This window comes from Streptomyces roseoverticillatus (assembly GCF_000719265.1).
Lineage (GTDB): Bacteria > Actinomycetota > Actinomycetes > Streptomycetales > Streptomycetaceae > Streptomyces > Streptomyces roseoverticillatus.
The window spans coordinates 77383-102399 of sequence record NZ_JOFL01000013.1 but is presented as its reverse complement, the minus strand read 5'-3'; the positions used below and the strand labels follow the sequence as shown (position 1 = coordinate 102399).

General features: G+C 73.5%; 20 protein-coding genes and 1 tRNA gene. 9 read left to right on the top strand and 12 right to left on the bottom strand.

What is annotated here, in order from left to right:
* Window positions 1-40: 40 nt before the first annotated feature.
* Together IF61_RS0117400 and IF61_RS0117395 are read left to right on the top strand one after the other, a co-directional pair.
* Entirely contained in the window at window positions 41-1069 is a 1029-nt protein-coding gene (locus tag IF61_RS0117400; RefSeq protein WP_030367325.1) for a rod shape-determining protein, read from the top strand.
* A gap of 106 nt (window positions 1070-1175) precedes the next feature.
* Window positions 1176-1631: a tellurite resistance TerB family protein gene (locus tag IF61_RS0117395; protein ID WP_030367324.1), complete on the top strand. Its 456-nt coding sequence runs from the start codon at window positions 1176-1178 to the stop codon at window positions 1629-1631.
* 60 nt (window positions 1632-1691) lie between these two features.
* On the opposite strand, the gene IF61_RS0117390 is transcribed toward IF61_RS0117395, so the two are convergent.
* Window positions 1692-2801, bottom strand: a complete 1110-nt coding sequence (locus IF61_RS0117390) for a type III polyketide synthase (protein WP_030367323.1) — start codon at window positions 2799-2801, stop codon at window positions 1692-1694.
* A 129-nt stretch (window positions 2802-2930) separates the two neighbouring features.
* A complete protein-coding gene (locus IF61_RS0117385) occupies window positions 2931-4352 on the bottom strand; it encodes a cytochrome P450 (RefSeq protein WP_052392772.1) in 1422 nt (473 codons plus the stop codon).
* A 380-nt stretch (window positions 4353-4732) separates the two neighbouring features.
* Between IF61_RS0117385 and IF61_RS0117380 the strand changes: the two genes are divergently transcribed.
* Genes IF61_RS0117380 through IF61_RS0117365 form a run of 4 tightly spaced genes read left to right on the top strand, consistent with a single transcriptional unit; the run spans window position 4733 to window position 7753 of the window.
* A complete protein-coding gene (locus tag IF61_RS0117380) occupies window positions 4733-4918 on the top strand; it encodes a hypothetical protein (RefSeq protein WP_030367321.1) in 186 nt (61 codons plus the stop codon).
* Window positions 4915-5721 (top strand): hypothetical protein, encoded by an 807-nt coding sequence (locus IF61_RS0117375; protein WP_052392771.1) that lies wholly within the window; start codon window positions 4915-4917, stop codon window positions 5719-5721. Before IF61_RS0117380 ends, IF61_RS0117375 begins: the two co-directional genes overlap by 4 nt.
* Complete coding sequence (locus IF61_RS0117370; protein ID WP_245684536.1) at window positions 5718-6665, top strand: DUF6895 family protein; 948 nt, start codon at window positions 5718-5720, stop codon at window positions 6663-6665. Before IF61_RS0117375 ends, IF61_RS0117370 begins: the two co-directional genes overlap by 4 nt.
* A complete protein-coding gene (locus IF61_RS0117365) occupies window positions 6662-7753 on the top strand; it encodes a serine hydrolase domain-containing protein (protein WP_245684535.1) in 1092 nt (363 codons plus the stop codon). The genes IF61_RS0117370 and IF61_RS0117365 overlap by 4 nt, the downstream gene beginning before the upstream one ends.
* Window positions 7754-7806: 53 nt before the next feature.
* Here the strand turns inward: IF61_RS0117365 and IF61_RS0117360 are convergent, their stop codons facing one another.
* The 5 genes from IF61_RS0117360 to IF61_RS0117340 all read right to left on the bottom strand — a co-directional run bounded on the left by IF61_RS0117360 (window position 7807) and on the right by IF61_RS0117340 (window position 13869).
* Window positions 7807-8727, bottom strand: coding sequence for a LysR family transcriptional regulator (locus IF61_RS0117360; protein WP_030367317.1), 921 nt, complete (start codon window positions 8725-8727; stop codon window positions 7807-7809).
* Window positions 8728-8947: 220 nt separating this feature from the next.
* Window positions 8948-10543, bottom strand: a complete 1596-nt coding sequence (locus tag IF61_RS0117355; protein WP_030367316.1) for a dipeptide ABC transporter ATP-binding protein — start codon at window positions 10541-10543, stop codon at window positions 8948-8950.
* Window positions 10540-11373 (bottom strand): ABC transporter permease, encoded by an 834-nt coding sequence (locus IF61_RS0117350; RefSeq protein WP_030367315.1) that lies wholly within the window; start codon window positions 11371-11373, stop codon window positions 10540-10542. Before IF61_RS0117350 ends, IF61_RS0117355 begins: the two co-directional genes overlap by 4 nt.
* Window positions 11373-12314 carry an ABC transporter permease gene (locus tag IF61_RS0117345; RefSeq protein WP_030367314.1) on the bottom strand — a complete coding sequence of 314 codons (942 nt, stop codon included), beginning with the start codon at window positions 12312-12314 and terminating at the stop codon, window positions 11373-11375. The genes IF61_RS0117350 and IF61_RS0117345 overlap by 1 nt, the downstream gene beginning before the upstream one ends.
* A gap of 13 nt (window positions 12315-12327) precedes the next feature.
* Window positions 12328-13869, bottom strand: coding sequence for an ABC transporter substrate-binding protein (locus IF61_RS0117340; protein WP_245684534.1), 1542 nt, complete (start codon window positions 13867-13869; stop codon window positions 12328-12330).
* Between the two features lie 282 nt (window positions 13870-14151).
* Here IF61_RS0117340 and IF61_RS0117335 point away from each other — a divergent pair, with 282 nt between their 5' ends.
* A complete protein-coding gene (locus IF61_RS0117335; protein WP_030367312.1) occupies window positions 14152-15162 on the top strand; it encodes a TauD/TfdA family dioxygenase in 1011 nt (336 codons plus the stop codon).
* Here IF61_RS0117335 and IF61_RS0117330 read toward each other — a convergent pair.
* Together IF61_RS0117330 and IF61_RS0117325 are read right to left on the bottom strand one after the other, a co-directional pair.
* Window positions 15134-15952, bottom strand: coding sequence for a 4'-phosphopantetheinyl transferase family protein (locus IF61_RS0117330; RefSeq protein WP_078660286.1), 819 nt, complete (start codon window positions 15950-15952; stop codon window positions 15134-15136). The two genes, IF61_RS0117335 and IF61_RS0117330, sit on opposite strands and share 29 nt — an antisense overlap.
* Complete coding sequence (locus IF61_RS0117325) at window positions 15949-16833, bottom strand: metallophosphoesterase family protein (protein WP_043189547.1); 885 nt, start codon at window positions 16831-16833, stop codon at window positions 15949-15951. Before IF61_RS0117325 ends, IF61_RS0117330 begins: the two co-directional genes overlap by 4 nt.
* A 282-nt stretch (window positions 16834-17115) precedes the next feature.
* On the opposite strand from IF61_RS0117325, the gene IF61_RS0117320 reads away from it, so the two are divergent.
* Both IF61_RS0117320 and IF61_RS0117315 read left to right on the top strand, forming a co-directional pair.
* A complete protein-coding gene (locus tag IF61_RS0117320) occupies window positions 17116-17871 on the top strand; it encodes a thioesterase II family protein (RefSeq protein WP_030367309.1) in 756 nt (251 codons plus the stop codon).
* Between the two features lie 43 nt (window positions 17872-17914).
* Window positions 17915-17988 (top strand) — tRNA-Thr (locus IF61_RS0117315).
* Between the two features lie 54 nt (window positions 17989-18042).
* Here the strand turns inward: IF61_RS0117315 and IF61_RS0117310 are convergent.
* From IF61_RS0117310 to tmk, 3 genes are all read right to left on the bottom strand, one after another.
* Complete coding sequence (locus tag IF61_RS0117310; RefSeq protein ID WP_030367308.1) at window positions 18043-19731, bottom strand: alpha/beta hydrolase; 1689 nt, start codon at window positions 19729-19731, stop codon at window positions 18043-18045.
* Between the two features lie 222 nt (window positions 19732-19953).
* Window positions 19954-21171, bottom strand: a complete 1218-nt coding sequence (locus IF61_RS0117305; protein WP_030367307.1) for a DNA polymerase III subunit delta' — start codon at window positions 21169-21171, stop codon at window positions 19954-19956.
* 349 nt (window positions 21172-21520) lie between these two features.
* Window positions 21521-24937 (bottom strand): dTMP kinase, encoded by a 3417-nt coding sequence (gene tmk, locus IF61_RS0117300; protein ID WP_030367306.1) that lies wholly within the window; start codon window positions 24935-24937, stop codon window positions 21521-21523.
* Window positions 24938-25017: the final 80 nt, after the last annotated feature.

Below are 25017 nucleotides of genomic sequence, written 5' to 3'. Positions count from 1 at the left end.
CGACCGTGAACTCCGACCGCCGTTCAGGGGAGGCCCTGCCATGACGTCCTTCAGCCTTGAGCAGCTGCGCCGGTGCACCGTCGCCGTGGACCTCGGAGCCGCCCGCACCCGGGTCTACCTCCGCGACAACGGCCTGATCGTGGACGAGCCGAGCATCGCCGCGATCAACACCCGGACCGGCTCGCTGATCGCGGTCGGGCAGCTCGCCGAAGGCATGGCGGGGCGCACGCCCGCGCACATCAGCGTCGTCCGGCCGGTCTCCGGCGGCACCGTCGTCGACATCGAGATGGCCCAGCGGATGCTCCGCAGCCTCGTCAGCGACAAGGTGCGCCGCGCCTGGCGGCGCAAGCCGATGCTGCGCGCCGCGGTGTGCCTCCCGCACGACGCGGACCCGCTCGCCCGCCGCGCCGCCGTCGAGACCCTGATGGGCCTGGGGACGCGGCGCGTGGAGCTCGTCGACACCCTCATCGCCGCCGCCGTGGGCTGCGGGCTGCCCGTCGAGCAGCCCGAGGCGACGATGATCGTGGTGTGCGGGGCGGCGTCCACGCAGGTCGCCGTCCTGTCGCTGGGGGCGATCGTGGCGGCGGAGAAGGTGCTGGTCGGCGGCGACGCCATGGACTACGCCGTCGTGGAGCACCTGCGCAGCCGCCACGAGCTGATGCTGCCGACCCAGGGCCTGCACCCGCTGCACCTCGCGCTGGCCGCGGACCCCGTGCAGGAGAGCGCCGAGGTTCGCGGCCGGGACGTGGCGACGGGCCTGTCCCGTACGGTCCTGGTGAACACCAGCGAGGTCCGCGAGGTCATGCACACGCCGCTGACCGCCGTCCTGGACGCGATCGGCCGCGTGCTGCGCGCCTGCCCGCCGGACCTCGTGGCGGACCTGGTCGACCGCGGCGTGATGCTCGCGGGCGGCAGCGCGGTGCTGCCCGGCCTGGACCGGATGATCGAGGACGCCACGGGGATGATCGTCCGGATCGCCGCCCATCCCGATGTGTGCGCGGTGCTCGGGCTCGGCGCGATGATGGAGGGCAAGGTGCAGCCGCTGCACCTGGATCCGCTGGCGTCGTAGACCCCGCCGCGCTATTCGGCACTTTGTCACTTTGGGAACTTGCGTACCCCTCTCCCCCGTTCTCCCCGTACACCCCCGTTGTTCTGTGTATGAGGAGAAACAGCAAATGGCGCTCTGGGACCGGCTCAAGGACTCCGCGACGGCGATGCAGGGCCAGCTGGTGGCGAAGAAGAACGACCTGAAGAGCGGTGCGTTCCGGGACGCGAGCATGGCCATGTGCGCCTTGGTGGCGGCCGCCGACGGTTCGATCGACGCCTCGGAGCGGCAGCGCGTCGCCTCGCTGATCGCCACCAACGAGGTGCTGCAGAACTTCCCGGCGGACGACCTGCAGGCCCGCTTCAACGACTACTGCCAGAAGCTCACGGCCGACTTCGACTTCGGCAAGGTCAGCGTGATGCAGACGATCGGCAAGGTGCAGAAGAAGCCGACCGAGGCCCGTGCGGTCATCCAGATCGGCATCGTCATCGGCGGCGCCGACGGCGACTTCGACAAGACCGAGCAGGCCGTTGTCCGCGAGGCCTGCTTCGCGCTGGGCATCAACCCGGCGGAATTCGACCTGTAGTCGGATCTGCGATCGGACCTGTGATCGGACCTGTGAACCGGCGCGTCATCCGGCCGGCGGCTACGCGGGCTGCGGCATCGGGCGGCTCGGCGGCGACGTCTGTTCCTCGCTCTCACCCCGGCCCGACGCGGTCCACGTCCCCAGCGAGATCTCCGCGGTGATGCCGGGGCCGAAGCCGGCGATGATGCCGCGGGCGTCGTGCGGCGCGCCGCCGTCCTGCCAGAGGCGCTCCAGGGCGTCGAAGATGACGGCGCTGGCGATGTTCCCGCGCTCGGTGAGCGTGGCCCGGCTGTAGCGGAACCATTCGGGCGCCAGGTCGAGGTACTTGCACAGGTCGTCGAGGATCCTCGGCCCGCCCGCGTGGACGATGTAGAAGCCCAGGCCGGAGACGTCCCAGTCGTGGGGCTCGGCCATGTCGCGCATGGCCGGGGCGAGCATGGCCATCGTGCCGGGCACGCGCTTGTCCAGCAGGAAGTGGAAACCGGTGTCGCGGACCGCGTAGGAGATCCAGCTCTCGGTGTCGGGCACGAGGTGGGAGCCGTTGCGCTCCAGGCGCACGCCCTCGCCGCCCTCGCCGCGCACCACGGCCGCGGCGAGGGCGTCGCCGAAGAGGCCGTTGGACAGGAGATTGCCGACGCCGAGGTCGGTGGGCTGGTAGAGCAGCGAACAGAACTCGCAGCAGACGATGAGGGCGTTGGCGCCGGGGTAGGCGGTGCAGAAGTCGTGCGCGCGGTTGATGGCCGCGCCGCCGGCCGCGCAGCCGAGCTGGGCGATCGGCAGCTGTCTGGTCGTCACCGGGAAGTCCATGTTGTTGATCAGCCAGGCCGTCATGGACGGCATCATGAATCCGGTGCACGAGGCGTAGACGATCAGGTCGATGTCGCGCGAGGTCAGCTGGGCGTTCTCCAGGGCCCGCCGGACGACGCCGGGGACGCGGGCCTTGGCCTCGGTCTCGTAGAGGTTGTTGCGCCAGGTGAAGCCGGGGTGCTTGAGGGTGTCCTCGATGGGCTGGAGGATGTGCCGGGTCTGCACTCCGGTGTTGCCGATCAGACGCAGCGCGAGCGGCAGCTGAGGGTGGTCGGCGTGCAGCGTCCGGGCCAGGTGCAGGGTCTCCTCCATCGTGATGACGTGCTCGGGTACGGCGATGGCCGGTCGGCAGAGCGTAGCCATGACTGCCTCCTTACCAAGGGACTTACCGGTCCAGGGGACTGACCGGGGGACTTACCGGGCGACGGGGCGTCGCCCTCGTGCGGGCGGCGGGCCGGCACTCCCCCGTCGGGGAGCGCCGGACCCGTCGCGCTACCAGGCCACGGGGAGGGCGAGCGGGAAACGCCAGATGGAGCCGGTGTTCCACCGCACTTCCTCCGCCGGGACGGCCAGGCGCAGTGCGGGAAAGCGGGCGAGCAGCGTGCCGACGGCGACCTGGAGCTCCATGCGCGCCAGCCGGGCGCCGAGGCAGTGGTGCGTGCCGTGGCCGAAGGTGAGGTGGGCGGGTGCGTCCTGCCGTTCGAGGTCCAGCTCGTCGGGACGGTCGTAGACGAGCTCGTCGCGGTTGGCCGCGAGGTACGAGACGTGGACGGTCTCGCCCGCGCGGATGGTGACGCCGTCCAGCTCCACGTCCTCCGTGGCCTGGCGGGGGATGCCCACGCCCTGCCGGTAGGGGATGAAGCGCAGGAGCTCCTCGACGGCGGCCGGCAGCAGCTCGGGGCGGGCCCGCAGGCGGGCCAGCTGCTCCGGATGGGTGAGCAGGGTGTAGACGATGTTGCTGATCTGGTGGGCGCTGGTGTTGTGGCCGGTGACGAGCAGGAGCATGCCCATCACCGCGACCTCGCGGGCGTCCAGGAGCTCGCCGTCCTCGCGGACCGCGGCCAGGGCGCTGAGCAGGTCGCTCCCGGGGTGCCGGCGGCGCGCGGCGGTCAACTCGGCGAAATACGCGCGGAGTCCGGCCTTCCCCTCGGCGGCCGCGGCGCCGTCGGGGGTGCCGGGGGCCATCATCGCCGTCGCCCAGCGGCGCAGCGGGGCACGGTCCGGCTCGGGGACGCCGAGCAGCTCGAAGACCGTGGTGAGCGGGAGGGGGGCGGCCAGCCAGTCGGAGACGTCGGCGGGGGAGCCGTGGTCGGCCATGGCGTCGAGCAGGGAGTCGACCACGCGCCGGGTGCGCGGGCGCAGCTCCTCGACCTGGCGGTCGCCGAACGCCGCGGCCACCAGGCCGCGCAGGCGGCTGTGGGCCGGCGGATCCATGAGGTTGATCGACTCGGCGTGGTCGACGAGGTCGGGCGTGACGCGCGGGAGGTCGCGGCCGATCAGGGCGGCGCGGCTGAAGCGGGGGTCGGAGGTGACGGCGCGGACGTGCTCGTGCCGGGTCACGAGCCAGGCGGTACCGGCGGCCGGGCCGCCGGGGCCTGCGGGGCCGCCGGCGGCCGCCGGGGCACCGGAGCTCCCCGGGATGCCGGCGCCCGATGCCCCGCGCGCGCCCGGAGCCGCCGCGCCGCCGGGACCGGAGCCGCCGAGGCCCGCTTCTCCGGCAGCACCGGCCCCTTCGCGCCCGGGACCTTCCGGATCGCCGGCGCCGGGCGTCACGGAATCCCCCGCGCCGTCCCCGCGGGGCATGGGGATGCGGGTGATCGGCGGCTCGCTGCGCAGCCGGGCCAGGAAGGGGTCGAACTCCAGGGCCTCATCGTGGCGGAACGGACAGGTCCACACCGACTCGGAGGTGGTCATCGAAGACTCCCATCCCAAGGGCCCCGCCCCGGTGGCGTGCCAGCTTATTTTCAGACCATGCCGCACCAGTCACCCCGCCACACCCCAGCCTTCGCAGTTCACCCGAATGGTGGAAATTTCAGAGAATCACCCGTCGCATCCCCCACTTTTCCCTTCTTTCTCACCACTCCCCCAGGCTCCACTCCGACTCCCTTCCACGCGCCCCTGAATTCCCCCTGGGAGCCCCCGGCCCCTCCTTCGCACCGGATGGAATCCCGTCCCCCGACTGACCGGCGTGTCCTGGGCCGGACTTCACGGAGAGCATGCTTAGCCTCATTTATCCGACATCACTGATTAAGTGATGAGAATTCAACCTGCATCGCCTTGAGGAGGCGCCGCACATGCTCACCCAAGAAACCCTCCGACCCCTCGCCTCACCGGCCGGGCCGGATGCGATCGGTTCCCTGATGGTGGAGCCGGAAGCAGCCGTCAGCGGGGCTCCGCTGCCCGCGCCGGAGGCCGCGGGCTTCCTGCTCGCACTCCTCCTGCTGTCGCCCAAGGAGCCGAAGGAGCCGAAGGGCAAGTGAGTTCCCGTGCGGCCTACGCCGCGGCGGCCGACGAGCTGGCCTCCCGCGTCCTCCGCGCCCTCCGGGGCACGGAGGACGCGGGGGACACGGCCCTCGTGGCCCCGCACCTCGACAGCGCCCCCGGCGCCTCCGGCGCCCCGGACTTCCCCGACTCCCTCGACTCCCCCGGCTCCCTCGCGGCCCTGGCCGCCGTGCGGGTGATCGGCGCCGACACCTTCACCCCGCACGTCCTCACCGGCGCCCCCTTCCACGCCTCCGACGCGGCCGCCGTGGCGCGCGCCTTCGAGGCGTTCCCCGTGCCCGGTCACAGCCCCTCCGCTCCCCCCGACGAGCGCACCGCGGCCTGGCGCGACTGGGCGACCGCCCAGCTCCTGGCCCGTACGCGCGGCTACGCGGGCAACCCGGTGCCCGCCACGCTGCCCGAAACGCGCGACGACCTCACGGACACCACCGACTGGCAGCGTTGGTCCGTCCGCATGGCACAGCTTGCGCCGCTCGCCACACCCGTCCTCGAAGGCCCCGTACGGGACGCCGCCCGCGACGCCGCCCTCCCCCTGAGCCGCGGGCTGACCCGCTCCGTGCTGCGCCGCGACTTCCCCACGGCCGTGCGCCTGCTGCGCTGGCTCGCCCTGCTCCGCCACGACGGCGTCGCCCTGCCCCTGGAGCCCGAACCCGTCCTCGACCACATCCGGCTGCTCGGCGGCGCGGGCCCGCGGACCGCGCTCGACCTGGCGGTCGCCGCCCACCTGCTGACGGGCCGGACCGAAGACGCACGCACCCAGCCCACGGAGGCGCCGGCATGACCCCTTCCGCTCCCGCCTCCGCCCCCGCCGCGATCCCCGCGCCCGTGACCGCGGCCGCGCGCTCCATGGCCGACCGCGCGCTGTCCTGGCTGCACGCCCACCGCGCGCTCGGCGCGCTCCCGCCCGGCACCACCGAAGAACTCACCGACCCCGACGGCGTCTACAAGCCCCTCGGGGAGACCACGCTCGCCGCATCCGTCATCCTGCGCGACGGCACGGCCGGACCCGGCCAACTGGCCGCCGCGCAGAACCTGATGGACTTCACCTGGCTGCAGCTGCGCAAGGGCGACATGCTCTACGAGCGCCAGCTGCGCCACACCCTGATGACGGACCCGCTGGAGATGTACGCGCACTTCGTGCGCTGCGGCTACCGGCACGCGAACATGGACCGGCTGCTGGCCCACCGCGTCCGCCTTCGCTCGGTGCACAGCGTCGAGCTGCTGCCCAACCGCCGCCTCGCCGTGGCCAACGCCGCCCGCATCGCCGGCCTCGACCACGGCGACGACTTCGAGGCCCTCGCCCGCGCCACGTGGCTGGGCGCCACCCCCGAGCCCTGGGCGATCAACTGGATCACCGCCTACGCGATGACCCACACCGTCTTCCACCTGACCGACTGGGGCGGCCGCCCCGAGGGCCTCCCCGCCGACCTCACCGCGTACGTCCGCACCTGGCTGCCCGTGTGGATCGACATCTGGCGCGAGGTCCGGCAGTGGGACCTCGTGGCGGAACTCCTCATCGTGGGCGCCTCCTTGTCCGAGCCCTACTGCAGGCCGGACGACTGGGAAGCCATGGCCGCCCTGCAGCACGAGGACGGCCTGATGCCCGCCGACGGCGATCCCGTCGACGACGACCCCGTCCGCAGGTTCAAGGAACACCAGCACACCACCGTCGTGACCGCCGTGGCGGGCTCCATCGCCCTGGCCCGGGCGGCACGAGCGCAGTGACGAATCCCCTGGAGACGCCCGCGCTGACCGCAGCGGCGGCGGAAGCGACGGCGGCGGCGGAAGCCGCGGCCGAAGGCCTCACCGCGCCGCCGCTGAACGCCCTGCTGCTGCCCCTGCCCGACGCGGCCCGGGGCGCGAGCGCCGTCGCGGTCGCCGCCGTGCGCGGCGACGAGCACATCGCCGTCTGCCGCGGGGCCGCCGAGGAGGACACCCGCTTCGAAATCGGCTCGCTGACCAAAACGTTCACCGCGCTGCTCCTCGCCGAGCTGGCCGCCCGCGGCGAGGTCCGCTACGACGACCCCCTCGACCGCTACCTGCCGGCCGGCGCCCGGCGCATCCCCGGCCCGCCCGTCACCCTCCTCCACCTCGCCACGCACACCGCGGGCCTGCCGCGGCTGCCCCCTGGGCTGCTCGCCCGCGCCGCCCGCACGGGATGGTTCCGCAACCCGTACGCCGCCTTCACCACGGACGACGTGCTGGCGGCTCTGCCCCGGACGCGGCTGCACCACCGCCCCGGCACCCACGTGCGCTACTCCAACTACGGCGTGGGCCTGCTCGGCCTCGCCCTGGCCCGCGCGGCCGGCGGCGGGCCCGGCGACTACCCGGCGCTGCTCGGCGAGCGCGTCCTGGACCCGCTCGGCCTGGCCGACACCGACTGCGACCCCACCCGCCCGCAGGTCGTGGGCCACTGGCACGGCCGGCCCCGGCCGCCCTGGCTCGTCCCCGGGCTGCCCGGCGCGGGCGCGCTGCGCTCCAGCGCAAGGGACCTGCTTCGCCTTCTGACGGCGCTGCTCGCGCCCGAGGCGGCCGCCCCGCCGAGCCTGCGCGTCGCGCTCACAGAGGTGCAGCGGCCCCGGCTGGCACTGCGGCGCTCGGGGCGCCGCCTGTGCCTCGTCTGGAACCTCCGCGTGCGGCCCGGCGGGCCGCTGCTGCACCACTCCGGGGGCACCCGGGGCTGCACGGCCTTCGCCGGCTTCCTGCCCGGCTCACGCACCGGCCTGGTGGCCCTGGCCGACACGGCCCCGGCACCGACGGGAACGTTCATCCAGACGGCGTACGAGACGCTGCGCGGGCTGGAGGGCAGGTAGGGAACGCACGGCTGCGGACCGTACCGATTCCGCCGGACCCTCACCGCGGGGCGTCAGCCGGCCCCGCCGGACACTCTCCGCGTGACCGCCGCCGCGAACTCCCGTGCCGCGGGGGACAGGGCCGACCACTGGCGGGCGGCCCAGCCCACCTCCAGGGGCGGGATGCCCGTGACCGGTATCAGGCGGACCGCGCCCGACGGGCCCACGAGGCCCGGCATGGCGGGTATCAGGGCGTGCCCGAGGCCCAGTTCGGCCAGGAGCAGGGCCGTGTCCCAGTCCGTGGCCCGGGTGGTCGCGCGCGAGGAGAGGGCGACCGCGCCGAGCACGTCCTCGACCTGCCGGCCGGAGCTCGTCCCGGCGGGCGGGCGGATGAGGCGCGTACGGGCGAGGTCGGCCGCGCCGAGCGCACTCTCGGCGGCGAGGGGGTCGCCGGGGTGGACGGCCAGCACCCACTCCAGGCTGATGACCGGCCGCAGCTCGACGCCCTGCGCGCCGGAGGCGCTGTGCGCGCCGTGCGCGCCGGGGTCGACGGACACCCAGGCGAGGTCGACGGCCCCCGAGCGCAGGGCGTCGATGCAGCGGTGGCTGGACCGCTCGGTGTGGAACTCCAGGCCGACGTCCGGGTACTGCCTGCTGTACTCCTCGATGGCCGCGCCCATCAGGTGCCGGATGGTGGTGGCGCCGGTAGCGATGACGACGCCGCCGCCCCGGCCGGTGCGCAGCTCCTCCAGCGTGCGCAGGCCCTCGCCGAGGGCGGTGAGCCCGTCGGACGCGGCCCGCTGGAGGATCCGCCCCGCCTCCGTGGGGACCACCCCCCGCGGCTGACGCTCCATCAGCGACAGTCCGACCTCCTTCTCCAGGCGCCGGACATGCTGGCTGACGGCGGACTGACTGCAGTTCATCTCGCGGGCCACGGCACTGAGGTTGCGGGCCTCGCACACCATGACGAACACCTTCAGGTCATCTAGCGTCACACGCCCACGATACAAGCTTTAGCTTGGATGGATCGTCTCAAGTCATAGGATTGACTTGGCAGATGGCCAGCCGCCATGATCTACGTGAAAAGCGGCGGCAACCTGTCCGTGGCTTCACACAGCAGCACAAAACGTTCCGCTGTTGCGCATGCACAGCAGCGGGCCGAGGCGTCGCTGCGGACAGGTGTCGACCAGGGCCCCGCGGGGGCGGTTCCGGTGCTCACCGCAGGACCGGTACGGCGTCCAGCAGCTGCCGCGTGTAGGGGTGCTCGGGCGCCACCCACACCCGCTCGACCGGCCCCCGCTCCACCACTCTTCCCTCGCGCATCACCACCACCTCGTCGCACAGGTAGCGCACGACACCCAGGTCGTGGGTGACGATGCACAGCGCCATGTCCCGCTCGGCGGTGACCCTGCTCAGGACGTCCAGGACCTGGGCCCGTACGGACATGTCCAGGGCGCTGACCGGCTCGTCGGCGAGGAGGACGGACGGGCGGGGGGCCAGGGCCCGCGCGATGGCGATGCGCTGCCGCTGCCCGCCGGAGAACTGGTGCGGGTAGCGTCCGGCCGCCTCCGCCGGCAGGCCCACGTCGGCGAGGAGCTCGGCCACGCGGGCCGCTGCCGCGGGCGAGCGGCGGTCCGGCAGCGGCTCGGCGACGATGTCCCGTACGCGCATCCGGGGGTCGAGGGAGCCCATGGGGTCCTGGAAGACCACCTGGAGGCCGCTGCCCGGCGCGCTGTCGCGCAGGCCGTCACCGGCCGCGTTCTCGACCGTCCCGGACGTGGGCCGGTCCAGCCCGGACAGCAGCCGCAGGAGCGTGGTCTTCCCCGATCCCGACTCGCCGACCACCCCGACCCGGGCGCCCGCGCGCAGCTCCAGGTCCAGGCCCTCCAGCGCCGTGAAGTGCGTCCGCGGGCCGAGGAGGCCGCGGCGGGGGCGGGCGTAGCGGCGGGTGAGGCCGCGGGCCCGGAGCAGCGTCCTCGGCTCGGCGGGGGCCGGGGGCCGCGGGGCCGGGACCGACAGGTCGGAGGCGCTCAGGAGGGCCTGCGTGTACGGGTGCTCGGGCTGCCGCAGCACCTGCTCCACCGGCCCGCTCTCGACGATCCGCCCGTCGTGCATGACGAGGACGCGGTGGCAGACGGAGGCGACGAGCGCGAGGTCGTGGCTGATGTAGAGGACCGCGGTGCCGCGCTCGTCGGAGACGCCCCTGATCAGGTCGACGATCTCCTTCTGGACGGTGACGTCCAGGGCGGTGGTCGGCTCGTCGCAGATCAGCAGGGCGGGGTCGTTGGCGAGGGCCCCGGCGAGGACGGCGCGCTGGCGCTGGCCGCCGGAGAGCTGGTGGGGGTAGGCGCGGGCGGCGCGGGCCGGGTCGGGCAGCCGCAGCCGGCCGAGGAGCTCGACGGCGGTGGCGCGGGCGGCGTCCCGGGCCGGACGCTCGCTCCGGGGCCCGTGCAGCCGCAGCGCCTCGGCGACCTGGGCGCCGGTCCTCATCACAGGGTTGAGGGCCGTCATCGGCTCCTGGAAGACCATGCCCGCGAGCCGCCCCCGTACGGTCGACAGCTCGCGGTCCGTGGCACCCAGCAGGTCGAACGGCACCCCGGCGAGACGGGCGCTGCCGCCGGCCCGCAGGCCCTCGCCGAGGAGGCCCAGCAGGGCGAGCGCGGTGAGGGTCTTGCCGGACCCGGACTCGCCGATGATGCCGACGCGCTCGCCCCGGCCGACGGTGAAGCCGACGTCCCGCACGAGCGGCGTGCCGCCCACGTCGACGGTGAGGCCCTCGACCTCCAGCAGCGCACTGCTCCCAGGGCTCACCGGACACCTTCCAGCGTGGGGTCGAAGCGGTCCCGCAGGCCGTCGCCGAGCAGGTTGAGGCCGAGGACGGCGGCGGCGACGGCGAGGCCCGGCCACAGGCACAGCTCGGGCTGCGAGAACAGCAGCTCCTGGGAATCGAGCAGCATGCGGCCCCAGGACGGAGTGGGCGGTGGCGTGCCGAGGCCCAGGTACGACAGGGCGGCCTCGGCGAGCACGGCGGTCGCGAAGGCCACCGACGCCTGCACGATGACGACGTCGCGGATGTTCGGCAGGACGTGCCGCAGGGCGATGGCCGCGCGGGTGCGCCGGGCGAGCCGCGCGGCGTCGACGTATTCGGCGGCCATGACGCGCAGCGTCGCGGCGCGGGCCACGCGCGCGAAGCCGGGGGCGGAGGCGATGCCGATGGCCACCATGGCGGTGAGCGTGCTCGTGCCGTAGACCGCCGCCAGCATGATGGCGAGCAGCAGGGCCGGGAAGGCCAGCAGGAAATCGCTCACTCTCATCAGCAGCGCGCTGAGCGGCCCGCCGGACATGCCCGCGGCGAGCCCCATGGGCACGCCGATGACGGCGGCGAAGCCGACGGCCACGACGCCGACGAAGACGGTCGTCCGCGCGCCGGTCATCAGCCGGCTGGCGACGTCCCGGCCGAACTGGTCGGTGCCCAGCACGTGTCCGCCGCCGGGCGGGAGCAGGCGCTGTGCCGCGTCCACGTGCGTGGGGTCGTAGGGCGTCCACAGGAGGGACAGCAGGGCGAGCGCAAGGACGAGAGTGACGAGGATTCCGCCCGCGGTGAGGGCGGGGCGGCGGGCGAGCGCATGGGCTGAGGGCATCAACGGCTCCGCAGGCGCGGGTCGAGCAGGTGGTAGAGCAGGTCGGTGACCACGTTGACGACGAGGACGGCCACCACCAGGACGATCACCACGCCCTGGACGACCAGCAGGTCGCGGTCGGCCACGGACTGCAGCAGCAGGTCGCCGAGGCCGGGGACGACGAAGACCCGCTCGACGACGACCGCGCCGACGAGCACGGCGGACAGCTGCAGCCCCAGGACGGTCAGCACGGGCACCGCGGCGTTGGGCAGCCCGTGCCGCCACAGGGCCGGCCACTGCCGGCGGCCCTTGGCGCGGGCCGTGCGCAGGAAGTCCTGGTGGAGGACGGTGAGGACGGCGGAGCGCACGTAGCGCGTGAGGACCGCCCCTTGGACGAGGCCGAGGGACAGGCACGGCAGCACGAGGTGCCGCGCCCAGGCGGCGGGGTCCTCGGCGAGCGGGGTGTAGCCGCCCGCGGGCAGGGCGCCCGCCCGGACCGCGAAGACGTAGACGAGCAGGATGCCGGCGAGGAAGGCCGGGATCGCGATCCCCGCCTGGCTGACGGCCGACAGCAGGGCGCCCGCGGGCCTGCGGTGCCCGGCGGCCGCGAGCACGCCGGCGGGCAGCGCGAAGAGGACGGCGACAGCCATGCCGCCGAGCGCCAGCCAGCAGGTGACGCCGAGCCGGTCACTGATCCGCGGGCCGATGGGGTCGTGGCTGATGTACGAGACGCCGAAGTCGCCGTGCAGCAGGCCCTGCGCCCAGTCGGCGTACTGCACGACGAGCGGCCGGTCGGTGCCGAAGGAGTGGCGCAGCGCGGCCAGTTCCTGCGTGCCGGCGTTGGTCCCGAGGACGACCTCGGCCGGGTCGCCGGGCAGGACGGACAGGAAGGCGAACACGACGAAGCTGGCGATCACGGCGCTGACCAGCAGCGACGCCGTCCTGCGCAGGAACACCCGCATCCCGGGACCGCTCCTACTTCTTCTTCGTCCAGTGGACGCCCGTGAGGTCGAAGCCCTCGCCGACCTGGTTGACCGGCAGGCCGGCGACGCTCTTGTCGGCCACCATCAGGTTGGGCATGAGGTAGAGCCAGTCGGCGGCGGCATCGTCGGAGAGCAGGCGGGCGGCGTCGCGGTAGCGGGCGGTCTCGTCCTCGGGCTTGCCGGAGTCGCCGTCCTTGAGGAGCTTCGCGTACTCCGGGTTGTCGTAGCGGAAGTAGTAGCCGGGGTCGGCGAACGTCCACAGGTCGCGCGGTTCGGTGTGGGCGATGACGGAGAGGTCGTAGTCGGCCTTGTTGTAGACCTCGGACAGCCAGCGCGCGGGGAATTCCAGGGGCTCGATCTCCGCCTTGAGTCCGACCTGGCCGAGCTGGGACGCAACGACCTGGGCCGCCGACATCGCGTACGGCATGTTGGGCACCCGGAACTTCACGGTCCGGCCCTCGGCGCCCGCGGCCTTCAGCAGCTGCCTGGCCTTGTCCGGGTCGTACGGATAGCGGCCGGTAAGGTCCTCGTACCAGGGGTCGGTGGGGCTGGCCATGGTGCCGATGAGCTTGCCGTGCCCGGCGCGGGAGGTCTCCACGAGCGCCTTGTGGTCGATGGCGTACCGCACGGCCTGGCGGACACGCTTGTCCTTGAACGGCTCGCGGGAGTTGTTCATCGACAGGACGACCTCGCCGGTGGAGGAGCCCTCGATGACCTGGAAGCGGTTGGTGTCGGAGAAGCGGGACAGCGACTCGGGGGCCTGCACCGTGCCGACGACGTCGATGCCCCCGGTGAGCATGGCGTTGTTCATCGCCCCGGCGTCCTTGAAGTACTTCAGGGTGACCTTGGACAGGGCGGGCGCGGTGCCCCAATAGGAGGCGTTGCGGCCGAGGACGATGCGGTCGCCGCGGCGGCGCTCGGCCAGCTTGAAGGGGCCGGTGCCGACGGGGTGGGCGGCGAGGTCGCTCACGCCCGTGCGGCTGAACATGGCGCCGATGCGGGTGGTCATGGCGTAGAGCCAGCCGTTGCTCGGGCGGTTCAGGGTGACCTTGACCGTGTGCTCGTCGGTCTTCTCGGCCTTGCCGACCACGTCCATCTGGCGGGCCGTCTTCAGCTTCCAGTCCTTCTTCACCCGGTCGATGGAGAACACCGCGTCGTCGGCGGTGAACTCGGCGCCGTTGGTGAACTTCACGCCCTTACGGAGGTGGAAGGTGTACGTCCGGCCGTCGTCGGAGCGCTCGTAGCGCTCGGCGAGCAGGGGCTGGACCTTCCCCTGCTGGTCGACGCGGACCAGGCCCTCGTAGATGCTGCCCAGAGTGGCCTGGGGGACGGCCGCGCCGTCGGTGGTGGTGAAGTCGAGGCTCGCGGGCTCGGCGATGAGGCCCACGGAGAGGGAGTCGGCGGAGGCGGAGCCGGCGGAGGACCCGCCGCCGGAGCCGCACGCGGCCGCGAGGGTCCCGGCTAAGAGGGCGCAGCCGGCCGCACGGGCGGAACGTCGCAGCGCTGACCCTGACCTGGCGGTTGACTTGGCCACTGTGTCTCCGTGTCTCTGCGGCTGCCCGTGCGTCTATCCGTGCGTCTATCCATGCGTCTGTCGCTGCGTTCCCGTGTCGCCGTGTCCTCCCGGAAACTAACCACCGGCGCGCGTTCCACACCATGGAAGCGGGAGCGAAGGTGATCGAGTTCACGCACAATCACGACACTCCGCCTCTGCCGTCGCTCCTCCACCAACTCCATTGACCGCGCGAAGACTTCGAATCATGATCGATGTGCCGCGCAACTGCCGCATGCTCAGCGAATCCCGAGTGGAGTCCGTATGCCTGCACCGTCCGCCGACGCCGTCCTCACCGAGCCCGTCACCGGGCCGGCCGCCTGGACGGCCGCCGACTTCACCGGCGAAAGCGACTGGGTGGTCACCCTCACCCCCGAGGAAATCGGCGACCTGGAAACGGCGCTCGCGGCGGCGAAAGCGCGCGGAATCCCGCTCGAACAGCTCACCGTCGCGGACTTTCCGCTGCCCGTCCTCGGCAAGACCTTCGAAGCCGCCGTCCAGGACCTGGAGTTCGGGCGCGGATTCACGCTCCTGCGCGGCCTCCCGGTGGAGCGGTGGACCCTGGAAGAGGCCCGCCTGGCGTACTGGGGCATCGCACTGCACCTCGGCAGCCCCGTCTCCCAGAACGCCGCCGGAGAGCTGATCGCCCACGTCAAGGACTACGGCGAGGGCGAGGTCACCGAATCCGCCACCCGCGCCTACCGGACCCGCTCCGAGCTGCCCTTCCACACCGACAGCTCCGACATCGTGGGCCTGCTCTGCCTGCGCCAGGCCGGCGAGGGCGGCGTCAGCACCCTCGCCAGCTCCATGACCGTCCACAACCACCTCCTCGCCCACCACCGCGAGCTCCTCGGCCTGTACTACCGGGGATTCGTCTACGACCGGCGCCTGGAAGAGGGCTCGGACGAACTCCCCTACTACCGGAACGCGGTGTACGGGCATTTCCACGGCAAGTTGAGCTGCCGCTTCTACATGACGCACTACATCGACTCGGCCGTGCCGAAGTCCGGAATCCCGCTGAGCGGAATCGAGCGGCACGCACTGCAGCTCTTCCAGGACATCGCGGGAATGGACGAGCACCGCATCGAAATGACCCTGCGCGCCGGCGACCTCCAGCTGCTGAACAACAACGTCGTCGTCCACGGCCGCTCCGCCTTCCGCGACGAACCGGGGCGCCGCCGCGACCTGCTGCGGCTGTGGCTCAACACCCGGTACGCCCGCGAGCTGCCCGAGGACTTCGCCGCGTTCAGGCGGGGGATGCCGCGGACCCGCTGACGGGTGCCGGTGGCCCGCCGGCCGGTGCCGCGGACCCGCCGGCCGGTGGCCCGCCCTGAGGACCCGGAGCGGGCGCAGGGGCGGGAACGACGGCGGGGGCGGGAGCGACGGCCGGAGCGGGAACGACGGCGGGGAGGGCGATGGCCGTGAGCACGAAACCGCCGCCCACGGCCCACCGGCCGGTGAACCCGTCCAGCCGGACACCGCCCACGACCGGCCCCGGCACCAGCAGCCGCGCGGAGAACGTCCCGGCATCCGGGTCGAAGTCCAGCTCCGCCTCCTCGAAGTCCAGCTCCTGCCCGGTCAGCGGATACCAGGTCTTGAAGACGCTCTCCTTGGCGCTGAACAGGAGGCGGTCCCAGTGCACATCGGGGCGGAGCGCGGTCAGCGAGCGGATCCGGGCGCGCTCCCCGGGCAGCGACACGACGTCGAGGACGCCGTCCGGGAGCGGCCCGTTCGGCTCGGCGTCGATGCCGACCGAGGCGAGCGCGCCGGAGCGGGCCACGACGGCCGCCCGGTAGCCGTCGCAGTGCGTCATGCTGCCGACGACCCCCGCCGGCCACTGCGGGGCCCCGCGGCGGTTGGGGACGAGGGGGACGGGCGGGAACCCCAGCCGGCCCAGAGCCGCACGTGCGCAGGCCCGTACGGCTGCGAACTCTTCCTTCCGCTTGGGGACGGCGCGGGCGACGACCGCGGCCTCCTCCGGGTGGAGGAAGTCCCCGGCCGACGCCGCCGGGCTGCCGGTGCTCTCCTCCGCGACGGCCTCCGCGGGCAGGATCCGCTCGATCACGAGGCCCGGCCTTCCACACCCTCGCCGACCGGCCGCGGCAGGATCTGCCGCAGCGGCTCGCGCGGCGGCCGGGGCTGCCACTCGCGCGGATAGCCCACGGAAACCTCCTCGAACCGCACCCCGTCGTGCCAGGTGACGCGTGGGATGTGCAGGTGGCCGTAGACCGCGGCGGCCGCGCGGAAGCGGATGTGCCAGTCGGCGGTCAGCTCGGTGCCGCACCACTGCGCGAAGTCGGGGTACCGCAGGATCCTGGTGGGCTCGCGGACCAGCGGGAAGTGGTTGACCAGGACGGTCCGGTGCGCGGGGTCGACGGCGGCCAGGCGGCGCTCCGTGTACTCCACGCGGGCGTGGCACCACGCGTCGCGGCCCGGGTACGGGTCGGGGTGCAGGAAGTGCTCGTCGGCGCAGACGATCCCGGCGTCGTAGGCGCGGCGCAGCGACTCCTCCTTGGTGTGCGCGCCGGGCACGCGGAAGGTGTAGTCGTAGAGCACGAAGAGCGGGGCCACGGCGACCGGGCCGCCCTCGCCGTGCCACACGGGATACGGGTCCTCGGGGGTGGCGACGCCGAGGCTGCGGCACAGCTCCACGAGGTGCCGGTAGCGCTTTTCGCCGCGCAGGTCGACCGGGTCGTGGGGGTGGGTCCACAGCTCGTGGTTCCCGGGCGCCCAGATCACCTTGGCGAATCGCTCCGCGAGCAGGCGCAGTGTCCATTCGATGTCCGCGTACTGCTCGCCGACATCGCCGGCCACGATGAGCCAGTCGGCGTCGCTCCGCGGCCGCAGCGTTTCCACGAGCGCGCGATTCTCTTTGTACGCGACGTGCAGATCGCTGACGGCCAGCAGATTTCCGCCGGTTACCGTGCCGGTCGCTGTGTTGGGCACTGTGTTTCCTTCTCGCCGATTCCCCTGGAATTCCCCGGGCGCCCCTGGAATCCCTCATTCAAACCGGAACAGCCGTGTGTTCCAGCGCACTTCGAGCCGGCACCACGCATGTCTGCACCCTACAAAGGAACCTAATACGTGCGGGGCGCCGGAAGGAACCCCCGGCCGCGGCGGACCCCTCCGACGTATGCTGCCCAGGACCCGAATGGCGTCAACGTCGGCTTCGACACCGGCTCCGCGGCCCGAAGCCCGGAGTCCGAAGCCCGAAGGGAAACCGGCACGATGGACGACAAGAAGTGGATCCGCCGATTCCATCCGGCGGACGAGGCACCGGTCCGGCTGGCCTGCCTGCCGCACGCCGGAGGGTCGGCGAGCTATTTCTTCCCGGTGTCGAAGGCGCTCTCCCCCTCGGTCGACGTCCTCGCGGTCCAGTACCCCGGCCGCCAGGACCGGCGCGCGGACCCCTGCATCGAGGACCTCGCCGAACTCGCCGACCGCACCGCCGAGGCCCTGGCCCCCGCGACCGACCGCCCCCTGGCCCTCTTCGGCCACAGCATGGGCGCGTCCCTCGCCTACGAGGTCGCCCTGCGCCTGGAGGAGCGGGGCACGACACCCGTCGCCCTCTTCGTCTCCGGCCGCCGCGCCCCCTCCCGGCACCGCGAGGAGACCGTGCACCAGCGCAGCGACGAGGCCCTCGTCGAGGAGCTCCGCAGGCTGAGCGGCACGGACGCCCAGATGCTGGAGGACCCGGACATCCTCCGGCTGGTCCTGCCGCCGCTGCGCGCCGACTACCGCGCCATCGAGACCTACCGCGCGCGCCCCGGCCTCCGCGTGACCTGCCCCGTCCACGCCCTGACCGGCGACGCGGACCCCAGGGCCACCCCCGACGAGGTCCAGGACTGGCAGCACCACACCACCGGCGCCTTCACGATCAACGTCTTCCCCGGCGGCCACTTCTACCTCAACGACCACCAGCCGGATATCGCCAAGATCATCTCGTCGGCGCTCGTGTACGGAGCACCCCTCGGAAGTGTGTAGACTTGGCCGCGCTGCTGAAGCCGGTCAGGCAAAAGGCAGCATTGCCGCCTTAGCTCAGTTGGCCAGAGCAACGCACTCGTAATGCGTAGGTCTCGGGTTCGAATCCCGAAGGCGGCTCCGATGAGGCCCAGGTCAGACACTGTCTGACCTGGGCCTTTTGGGTTCTCCGGCTTAGTTCGAGCAGCGCTGGCCGGCCGGGGGCGGGGTCGAGGTCAGCAGGTACGCGTTGACGGCCTTGTCGATGCAGGTGCTGCCGCGGGTGTAGGCGGTGTGGCCGTCGCCCTCGTAGGTGAGGAGGCGGCCCGAGGAGAGCTGCGAAGCCAGCGAGCGGGCCCAGCCGTAGGGGGTGGCGGGGTCGCGGGTGGTGCCGACGACGAGGATGGGCGCGGCGCCCGCGGCGGGGATGCGGTGCGGGGTGCCGGTGGCCTGGACGGGCCAGTATCCGCAGGTCAGGGTCGCCCAGGCGAGGGCCGTACCGAAGACCGGGGAGGCCTTCCGGAAGGCGGGGATCGCCTCCCGGACCTCGCTCGGGGAGCGGAAGGCCGGGGGCAGGTCCAGGCAGTTCACGGCCGCGTTGGCGTACATCAGGTTCTGGTAGGAGCCGTGGCCGTCGCGCTCGTAGTAGGCGTCGGACAGCTTCAGCAGGGGCCCGCCGTCGCCCAGGAGCCCCGCCTTCAGCGCGTTGCGCAGCAGGCCCCACGCCGCCTCGTCGTACATGGCGGAGATCACACCCGTGGTCGCGAGACTCTCGGTGAGCTTGCGGGACTTGCCGGTGGCGAGAGGCTTCGCGTCCGTCTTCTCGAAGAACTCGGAGAGGCGGTCGCCCGCCCGGTCGGGAGACGGGCCGAGCGGGCAGTCCTTGCGCCGGGCGCAGTCCTCGGCGAAGGACGTGAAGGCCGTCTGGAAGCCGGCGGTCTGGTCTCGGTTGACCTGCTCCGAGCCGAGGGCGGGGTCGAGGGCCCCGTCGAGGACGAGGCGGCCGACGCGGGAGGGGAAGAGGCCGGCGTAGGTGGCGCCGAGGAAGGTGCCGTACGAGGCGCCCACGTACGTCAGCTTGTCGTCGTCCAGGGCCGCGCGCAGGACGTCCATGTCGCGGGCGGCCTCGATGGTGGAGACGTGCCCCAGGAGCTTGCCGGAGCGGGAGGCGCAGCCGTCGGCGAACTTCGTGAACGCGTCGACGAGTTCCGCGGTCTCGGCGGCGTCGTCGGGGGTCTGGTCGACCTCGGTGTAGCGGTCCATCTCGGTGTCGGAGAGGCAGGTGACCGGTTCGCTGCCGGCAACGCCTCGGGGGTCCATGGCGACCATGTCGTAGTGGGCGCGGACGGCCGCGGGATAGCCGAGGCCCGCGTAGTGCTGGAGGTAGCCGACCGCCGAGCCGCCCGGCCCGCCCGGGTTGACCATGAGGGAGCCGAGGCGCTTGGCGTGGCCGGCGCCGGTGGCCTTCTTGCGGGAGACGGCGAGCTTGAGATCGTCCGCCCCGCGGGGGTGGTCGTAGTCCAGCGGGGTCATGAGAGTGGCGCACTCGAAGCCGCTGGTGCCGCAGGAGTGCCAGGTGAGCTTCTGGGCGTAGTAGCGGCGCAGGGCCGGGGGGAGGGCGGCCGGGAGGGGGGTGAGCGTGGGGGTGTCCCCCTTGCGGTACAGACCCCCGGGGGCCTCGTCCGCTGCGCCCGGCGCGCCGGCCGTACCCGCACCGAAATTCTCGAAGCCGGGGAAGCCGCTGCTCCGGCCGTCACCCGCGTCGTACGCTCTCGCCGCCGCCGTCGCCCGCGGCGAGCCGCTCCCGAGCGCACAGCCCGAGATCAGCAGCGCGGCGGCCGCGATGGCGGTGCCGGACGTACGGAACAGGCGGCTGGAATCCATCGGCGGTCCCTCTGCGTGAAGGCGTGGAGCTGCGCGAATGCGGGGGTGAGGTGCAGGGCAGCAAGGAGCCGGGCATTACGCAGCGTTACGGACGATCGCATGTGCCCCGACGGAGGGTATCGGCAGCTCTGCGGGCTGCCGCCAGCCGCCGGGCCCAGGAGGCCTCATATGAGTGAGAGTGCGTAACCGCGCATGCGCTCACCCTTCGTGCGCCCGTACCCTTCAGCCGGCGCGCAGCGCCATCGTCATCGCCTCGACCGCCAGCAGCGGGGCCACGTTCCGGTCCAGGGCGCGGCGGCAGCCGATGATCGCCTCGATGCGGCGCAGCGTCCGCTCCGGGCCCGACGCCCGGGCGACGCGCTCCAGCGCGTCCTGCATGTCCGCGTTGGCGACCTCGACGCGCGAGCCGAGCTGCATCGCCAGGACGTCGCGGTAGAAGCCCGTCAGGTCGACCAGGGCCAGGTCCAGGCTGTCGCGCTGGGTACGGGTGCTGCGGCGCTTCTGGCGGTCCTGGAGCTCCTTCATGGCGCCCGCCGTGCCGCGCGGGAGGCGGCTGCCCGTACCGGCCGCGGCGCCGAGCGCCGCCCGCAGGTCCTCGGTCTCCTTCGCGTCGACCTCCTCAGCGACCTGCTTGGCGTCCTCGGCGGCGGCGTCGATCAGCTCCTGGGCCGCCTTCAGGCAGCCGCCGACGTCGTCCACGCGCAGCGGCAGCTTGAGCACGGCCGCGCGGCGGGCGCGGGCCCGCTCGTCGGTGGCCAGGCGGCGGGCCCGGCCGATGTGGCCCTGCGTGGCGCGGGCCACGCGCGCGGCCATCTCGGGCTCGATGCCGTCGCGGCGGGCGAGGATGTCGGCCACGGCCGCCACCGGCGGCGTGCGCAGGGTGAGCAGGCGGCAGCGGGAGCGGATGGTCGGCAGCACGTCCTCCAGGGACGGCGCGCACAGGAGCCAGACCGTACGGGGCGCCGGCTCCTCGACGGCCTTCAGAAGGACGTTGCCCGCGCCCTCGGTCAGCCGGTCCGCGTCCTCCAGGACGATCACCTGCCAGCGGCCTCCGGCCGGGGAGAGCTGAGCGCGGCGCACCAGGTCACGGGTCTCCTTGACGCCGATCGACAGCTGGTCGGTGCGGACGATCTCCACGTCCGCGTGCGTGCCCACGAGCGTGGTGTGACAACCCTCGCAGAAACCGCAGCCGGGGGTCCCGCCGACGGCCCGGTCCGGGCTCACGCACTGCAGGGCGGCGGCGAAGGCACGGGCGGCGGTGGCCCGGCCGGAGCCGGGGGGACCGGTGAAGAGCCAGGCGTGCGTCATCGACCCGCCGCTCGGGGGCGCCTCTCCGGGCACCGACGCCGCGGCGGTGACGAACACATCCGCATCCCGCGCGGCCGCGGAGAGCTGCTCCATCACCCGGTCCTGACCGACCAGGTCGTCCCACACCGCCATGGCTGCCCTCCGCGTCATTGCCCTGCGACCCCCATTGTGAGCCACGGGACTGACAGGGGACGCCGGGCGAGGGGGCGGGGGCTTGATCGCCGGGCGCCTGGGGGGTGCCTGCCCGTCCGGCACCGCTGGACCGCGGCGTTGTGGCTGAGCGCCATCGCAGCGGAGATCTTCTCGCCTGACGGCGAAGCCGCGCCGGCGAACGGCGCCCGGCACTCGCATCCGGCACCGTCGGCCGGCAGCAACCCGGACGGAGCGGAGAGGCCCCGCCTCTCCATTCCGCCGCAGCGCTCAGCCGCAACGGCGCGGTCCGGCGGTGCCGAAACCACGCCCGTCCGGGCAAGACCCCGTCTCAGCGACCGCGGCCGCGGTCGCCCCCACGGCCGCCTTTACGGCCGTCGTTGCCGTCCTTGCGGCCACCCGGCTTCGTTCGCGGGCCGAGGAGTTCGTCCGCCAGGGTCGGGCGGTCGTCCTCCGAGCCGCCCGGGCCGGAGGTCTCCTCCGCCCAGCCGGGACGGCGACGGCCCTTCGCCGCGCCGCCCTGCGCGTCCTCGTCGGTCACCCGCGGCATCTCCCGCGTGCGCTCGGCGTCCGCGCCCGCGCCCGCGCCCGCGGCAGCGTCCGTCCGCTCCTCCGGCCGGAACAGCCAGTCGGGCACCCGGTCCGCGGGGTCTTCGGAACGCTCCTCCGGTCGTACGGGAGGCACCGGAGGAAGAACCTCCGTCACAGCGGTGTCCGCATCCGCAACCGGCGGCTGCGGCAGGACGGCCGTCTCCTCGGACTCCCGCGACGGCTTCTGCGACGTCTCCGGGGACGACGGCTCCTGATCGGGCTCCGACGGCCGATCCACACCCCACGTCACCCGCTGCGGGGCAGCAGGAGGAGGCGACACGGGCCACAGCGGCGGCAGCACCTCCGTCTCGTCCGACGCCCGCGCGTCGACACGAGGCCGCTCCACCGTGGGCGTCGTGTCGGGGCTGATCCCGGTGGTGAGGTCCATGTTCCGCGGGTCCGGCCGGTGGACGGACGGCGTCTGCACCGTCTGCGTCTCATCGGAGCTCCCCGCCGGCACCGCGGTCTGCCGCTCCTCCCGGGCGGTCTCCTGCTGCTCCTTACGGAGCGAAGGCCGCTCGACCGTCGGCGCCTCGGAAGCGGCTTCCGCCGCCGCACCCGCACCCGCACCGGAGGAGCCCGGCGCAGCCGAAGCGGCAGCCGCAGCCGCGGCCTCCGCCGCCACCCGCGCCTGCTCCGCCTTCAGCAGCGCCTCCTCCGCCTTGCGCTGCTTCTCCAGGCGGCGCTCCTCCGCCTCGGCCCGCAGCCGGGCCTCTTCCTCGGCCTGCTTGCGGAGCCGCTCCTGCTCGGCGGCGCGGGTCCGCTCCTCCGCCTCGCGACGCTTGCGCTCCTCCTCCGCCTGCCGGCGGGCCTCCTCGGCGAGACGCGCCTCCTCGCGGATGCGGGCCTCCTCGGCCTCGCGCCGCTTGCGCTCCTCCTCCTCGGCCCGGAGCTTGGCGAGCTGCTCCTGGCGCTCGCGCTCCAGCCGCGCCTCCTCCGCCTTGCGCGCGGCCTCTTCCTCGGCCTTGCGGCGGGCCTCCTCCTCGGCGGCCTTGCGGGCCTGCTCGCGGGCCTCGATCTCGGTCGCGGAGAGCGGCAGGGCCTGGTCGAGGCGGTGGCGTACGACGGTGGTGATGTCCTCGGGCGCCTGCCCGGCGTCCACGACGAGGTAGCGCGAGGGGTCGGCGGAGGCCAGGGTGAGGAACCCGGTGCGGACGCGGTCGTGGAACTCCATGGGCTCGGACTCGAGCCGGTCGGGCGCCTCGGTGAAACGTTCTCGCGCAGTCTCCGGGGAGACGTCGAGCAGCACGGTCAGGTGGGGGACGAGCCCGCCCGTGGCCCACCGGTTGATGCGGGCGATCTCGGTCGGCGAGAGGTCGCGCCCGGCGCCCTGGTAGGCGACGGACGAGTCGATGTAGCGGTCGGAGATGACGACGGCGCCGCGTGCGAGGGCGGGCTGGACGACGGAGTCGACGTGCTCGGCGCGGTCGGCCGCGTAGAGCAGCGCTTCGGCGCGGTCCGAGAGGCCGGCCGAGGAGACGTCCAGCAGGATCGCGCGCAGCCGCTGCCCGATCGGCGTGGCGCCGGGCTCGCGGGTGACCACGACCTCGTGGCCCTTGGAGCGGATCCACTCCGCGACGGCCCGCACCTGGGTGGACTTGCCGGCGCCGTCGCCGCCCTCGAAGGCGATGAAGAAGCCCGTGGCGGCGGGCGCCTGCTCGGGGTCGCCGCCGCGCAGCACGTCCATCAGGTCGCGCCGGAACGGTACTCCGTGGCGGTCGTCGGTCTTGCCGAGCACGATGGCGCCCACGGGGAGCAGCAGCGCGCCGACGAGCATCAGCGTGAAGGCCGCGCCGCCGTGCGCGAAGACGAAGCCGCCGCTCTCCAGCCGGTGCGGCCCGATGCCTGCGGCGAGCAGCGGTGCGGCGACGGCGCCCAGGGCCGCGGTGACGCGCACGACGGCGTGCAGGTGGTCGGTCGTGCGGGGCCGGCGGGCCTCCTCCGTCTCCTGGTCCAGGAGGGAGTGGCCGGTGTTGGCGGCGATGCCCGCGCAGACGCCGGCGAGCAGCACGAGCAGGAGCACCGTCGTGGGGTCGGGCACGAGGCCGGCGGCGAGCAGCGCCAGGCCGGTCAGCGCGATGGCCAGCGCGAGGAGCCGGCGCCGGGAGAAGCCGGGGAGCACCTTGACGGCGCTGCGGATGCCGATGACGGGGCCGCCGCTGAGCGCGAGCACGAGCAGCCCGAAGGCCACGGGCCCGCCGCCGAGGTCGACGGCCTGCAGGGCGGCGACGCCGACGGCCGCGGCGATCGCCCCGGCGACGGCGGCGCAGGCCAGGACGAGCACCGGGATGGCGCCCGTGCGGCCGGTGTCGGGGCCCTCGGCGCTGCGGGGCCGGCGCAGGCCCTCCAGCGGGGAGCGCACGCGGGGCCCCTTCGCGCCGGGCAGCTCCAGGAACCAGAGGATGGTGGCCGATCCGGTGAACAGCGCGGCCGCGAGGAATGATCCGAGGGCCGCCTGGTGCTGGTGGAACCAGTCGATGCCGGCCCCGAGCAGATTGCCGATCAGCGTGACGGCGAGGAACGCGGCCGCGGCGAAGGGCAGCGACACGAAGCTCGTCCGCAGCGAGAGGCGCCGCAGCGCGTCGTAGTGATCGGGCAGCGGCCGTACGGCGGAGCCCTCCACGGCGGGCGCGGGCAGGAGCGCGGGGGCCGCGCCGTCCTTGACGACGGTCCACACGCGCTCGGCGACGCCGACCACGAAGGCCGTGATCAGCAGGAAGGCGGGCGCACGGCTGCCCGTCCAGCCGAGCCACAGGGGCGCGACGACCAGCAGGGCGGCCCGGACGCCGTCCGCGCCGATCATGGTCCACCGGCGGTCGAGGGGACCGGCCGGGGCGATGAGCGAGGAGAGCGGCCCGAGCAGGACCGCGCCGAAGAGGAGGGTCGCCAGCAGCCGGGCCGCGAGAACCGCGGCGACGGCGAGGGCCGCGCCCCGGTAGCCACCGCCGAAGGAGCCCTCCGCGACGGCGGCCTGCAGCGACAGCAGCAGGAGCACGAGGAGGGCGAGGGAGTCTCCGACACCGCCGGCGAACTGGGCGTTCCACAGCCGCCGCAGCGGGGGGAAACGCAGCAGGGACCGGACGGCACGCTCGCGGGAGTCCGCGGCTAGGGCGCCGGAGGTGGAGGTCACCACGGTTGGCTGCTCGGCTCGCGTCATCCTGCCAGCCTATCCGGCTGCGCAGGGCTTCCGCCTTTTTGCCCGAACGTACGCCCGAACGAATGGATGCCCCACGGGGG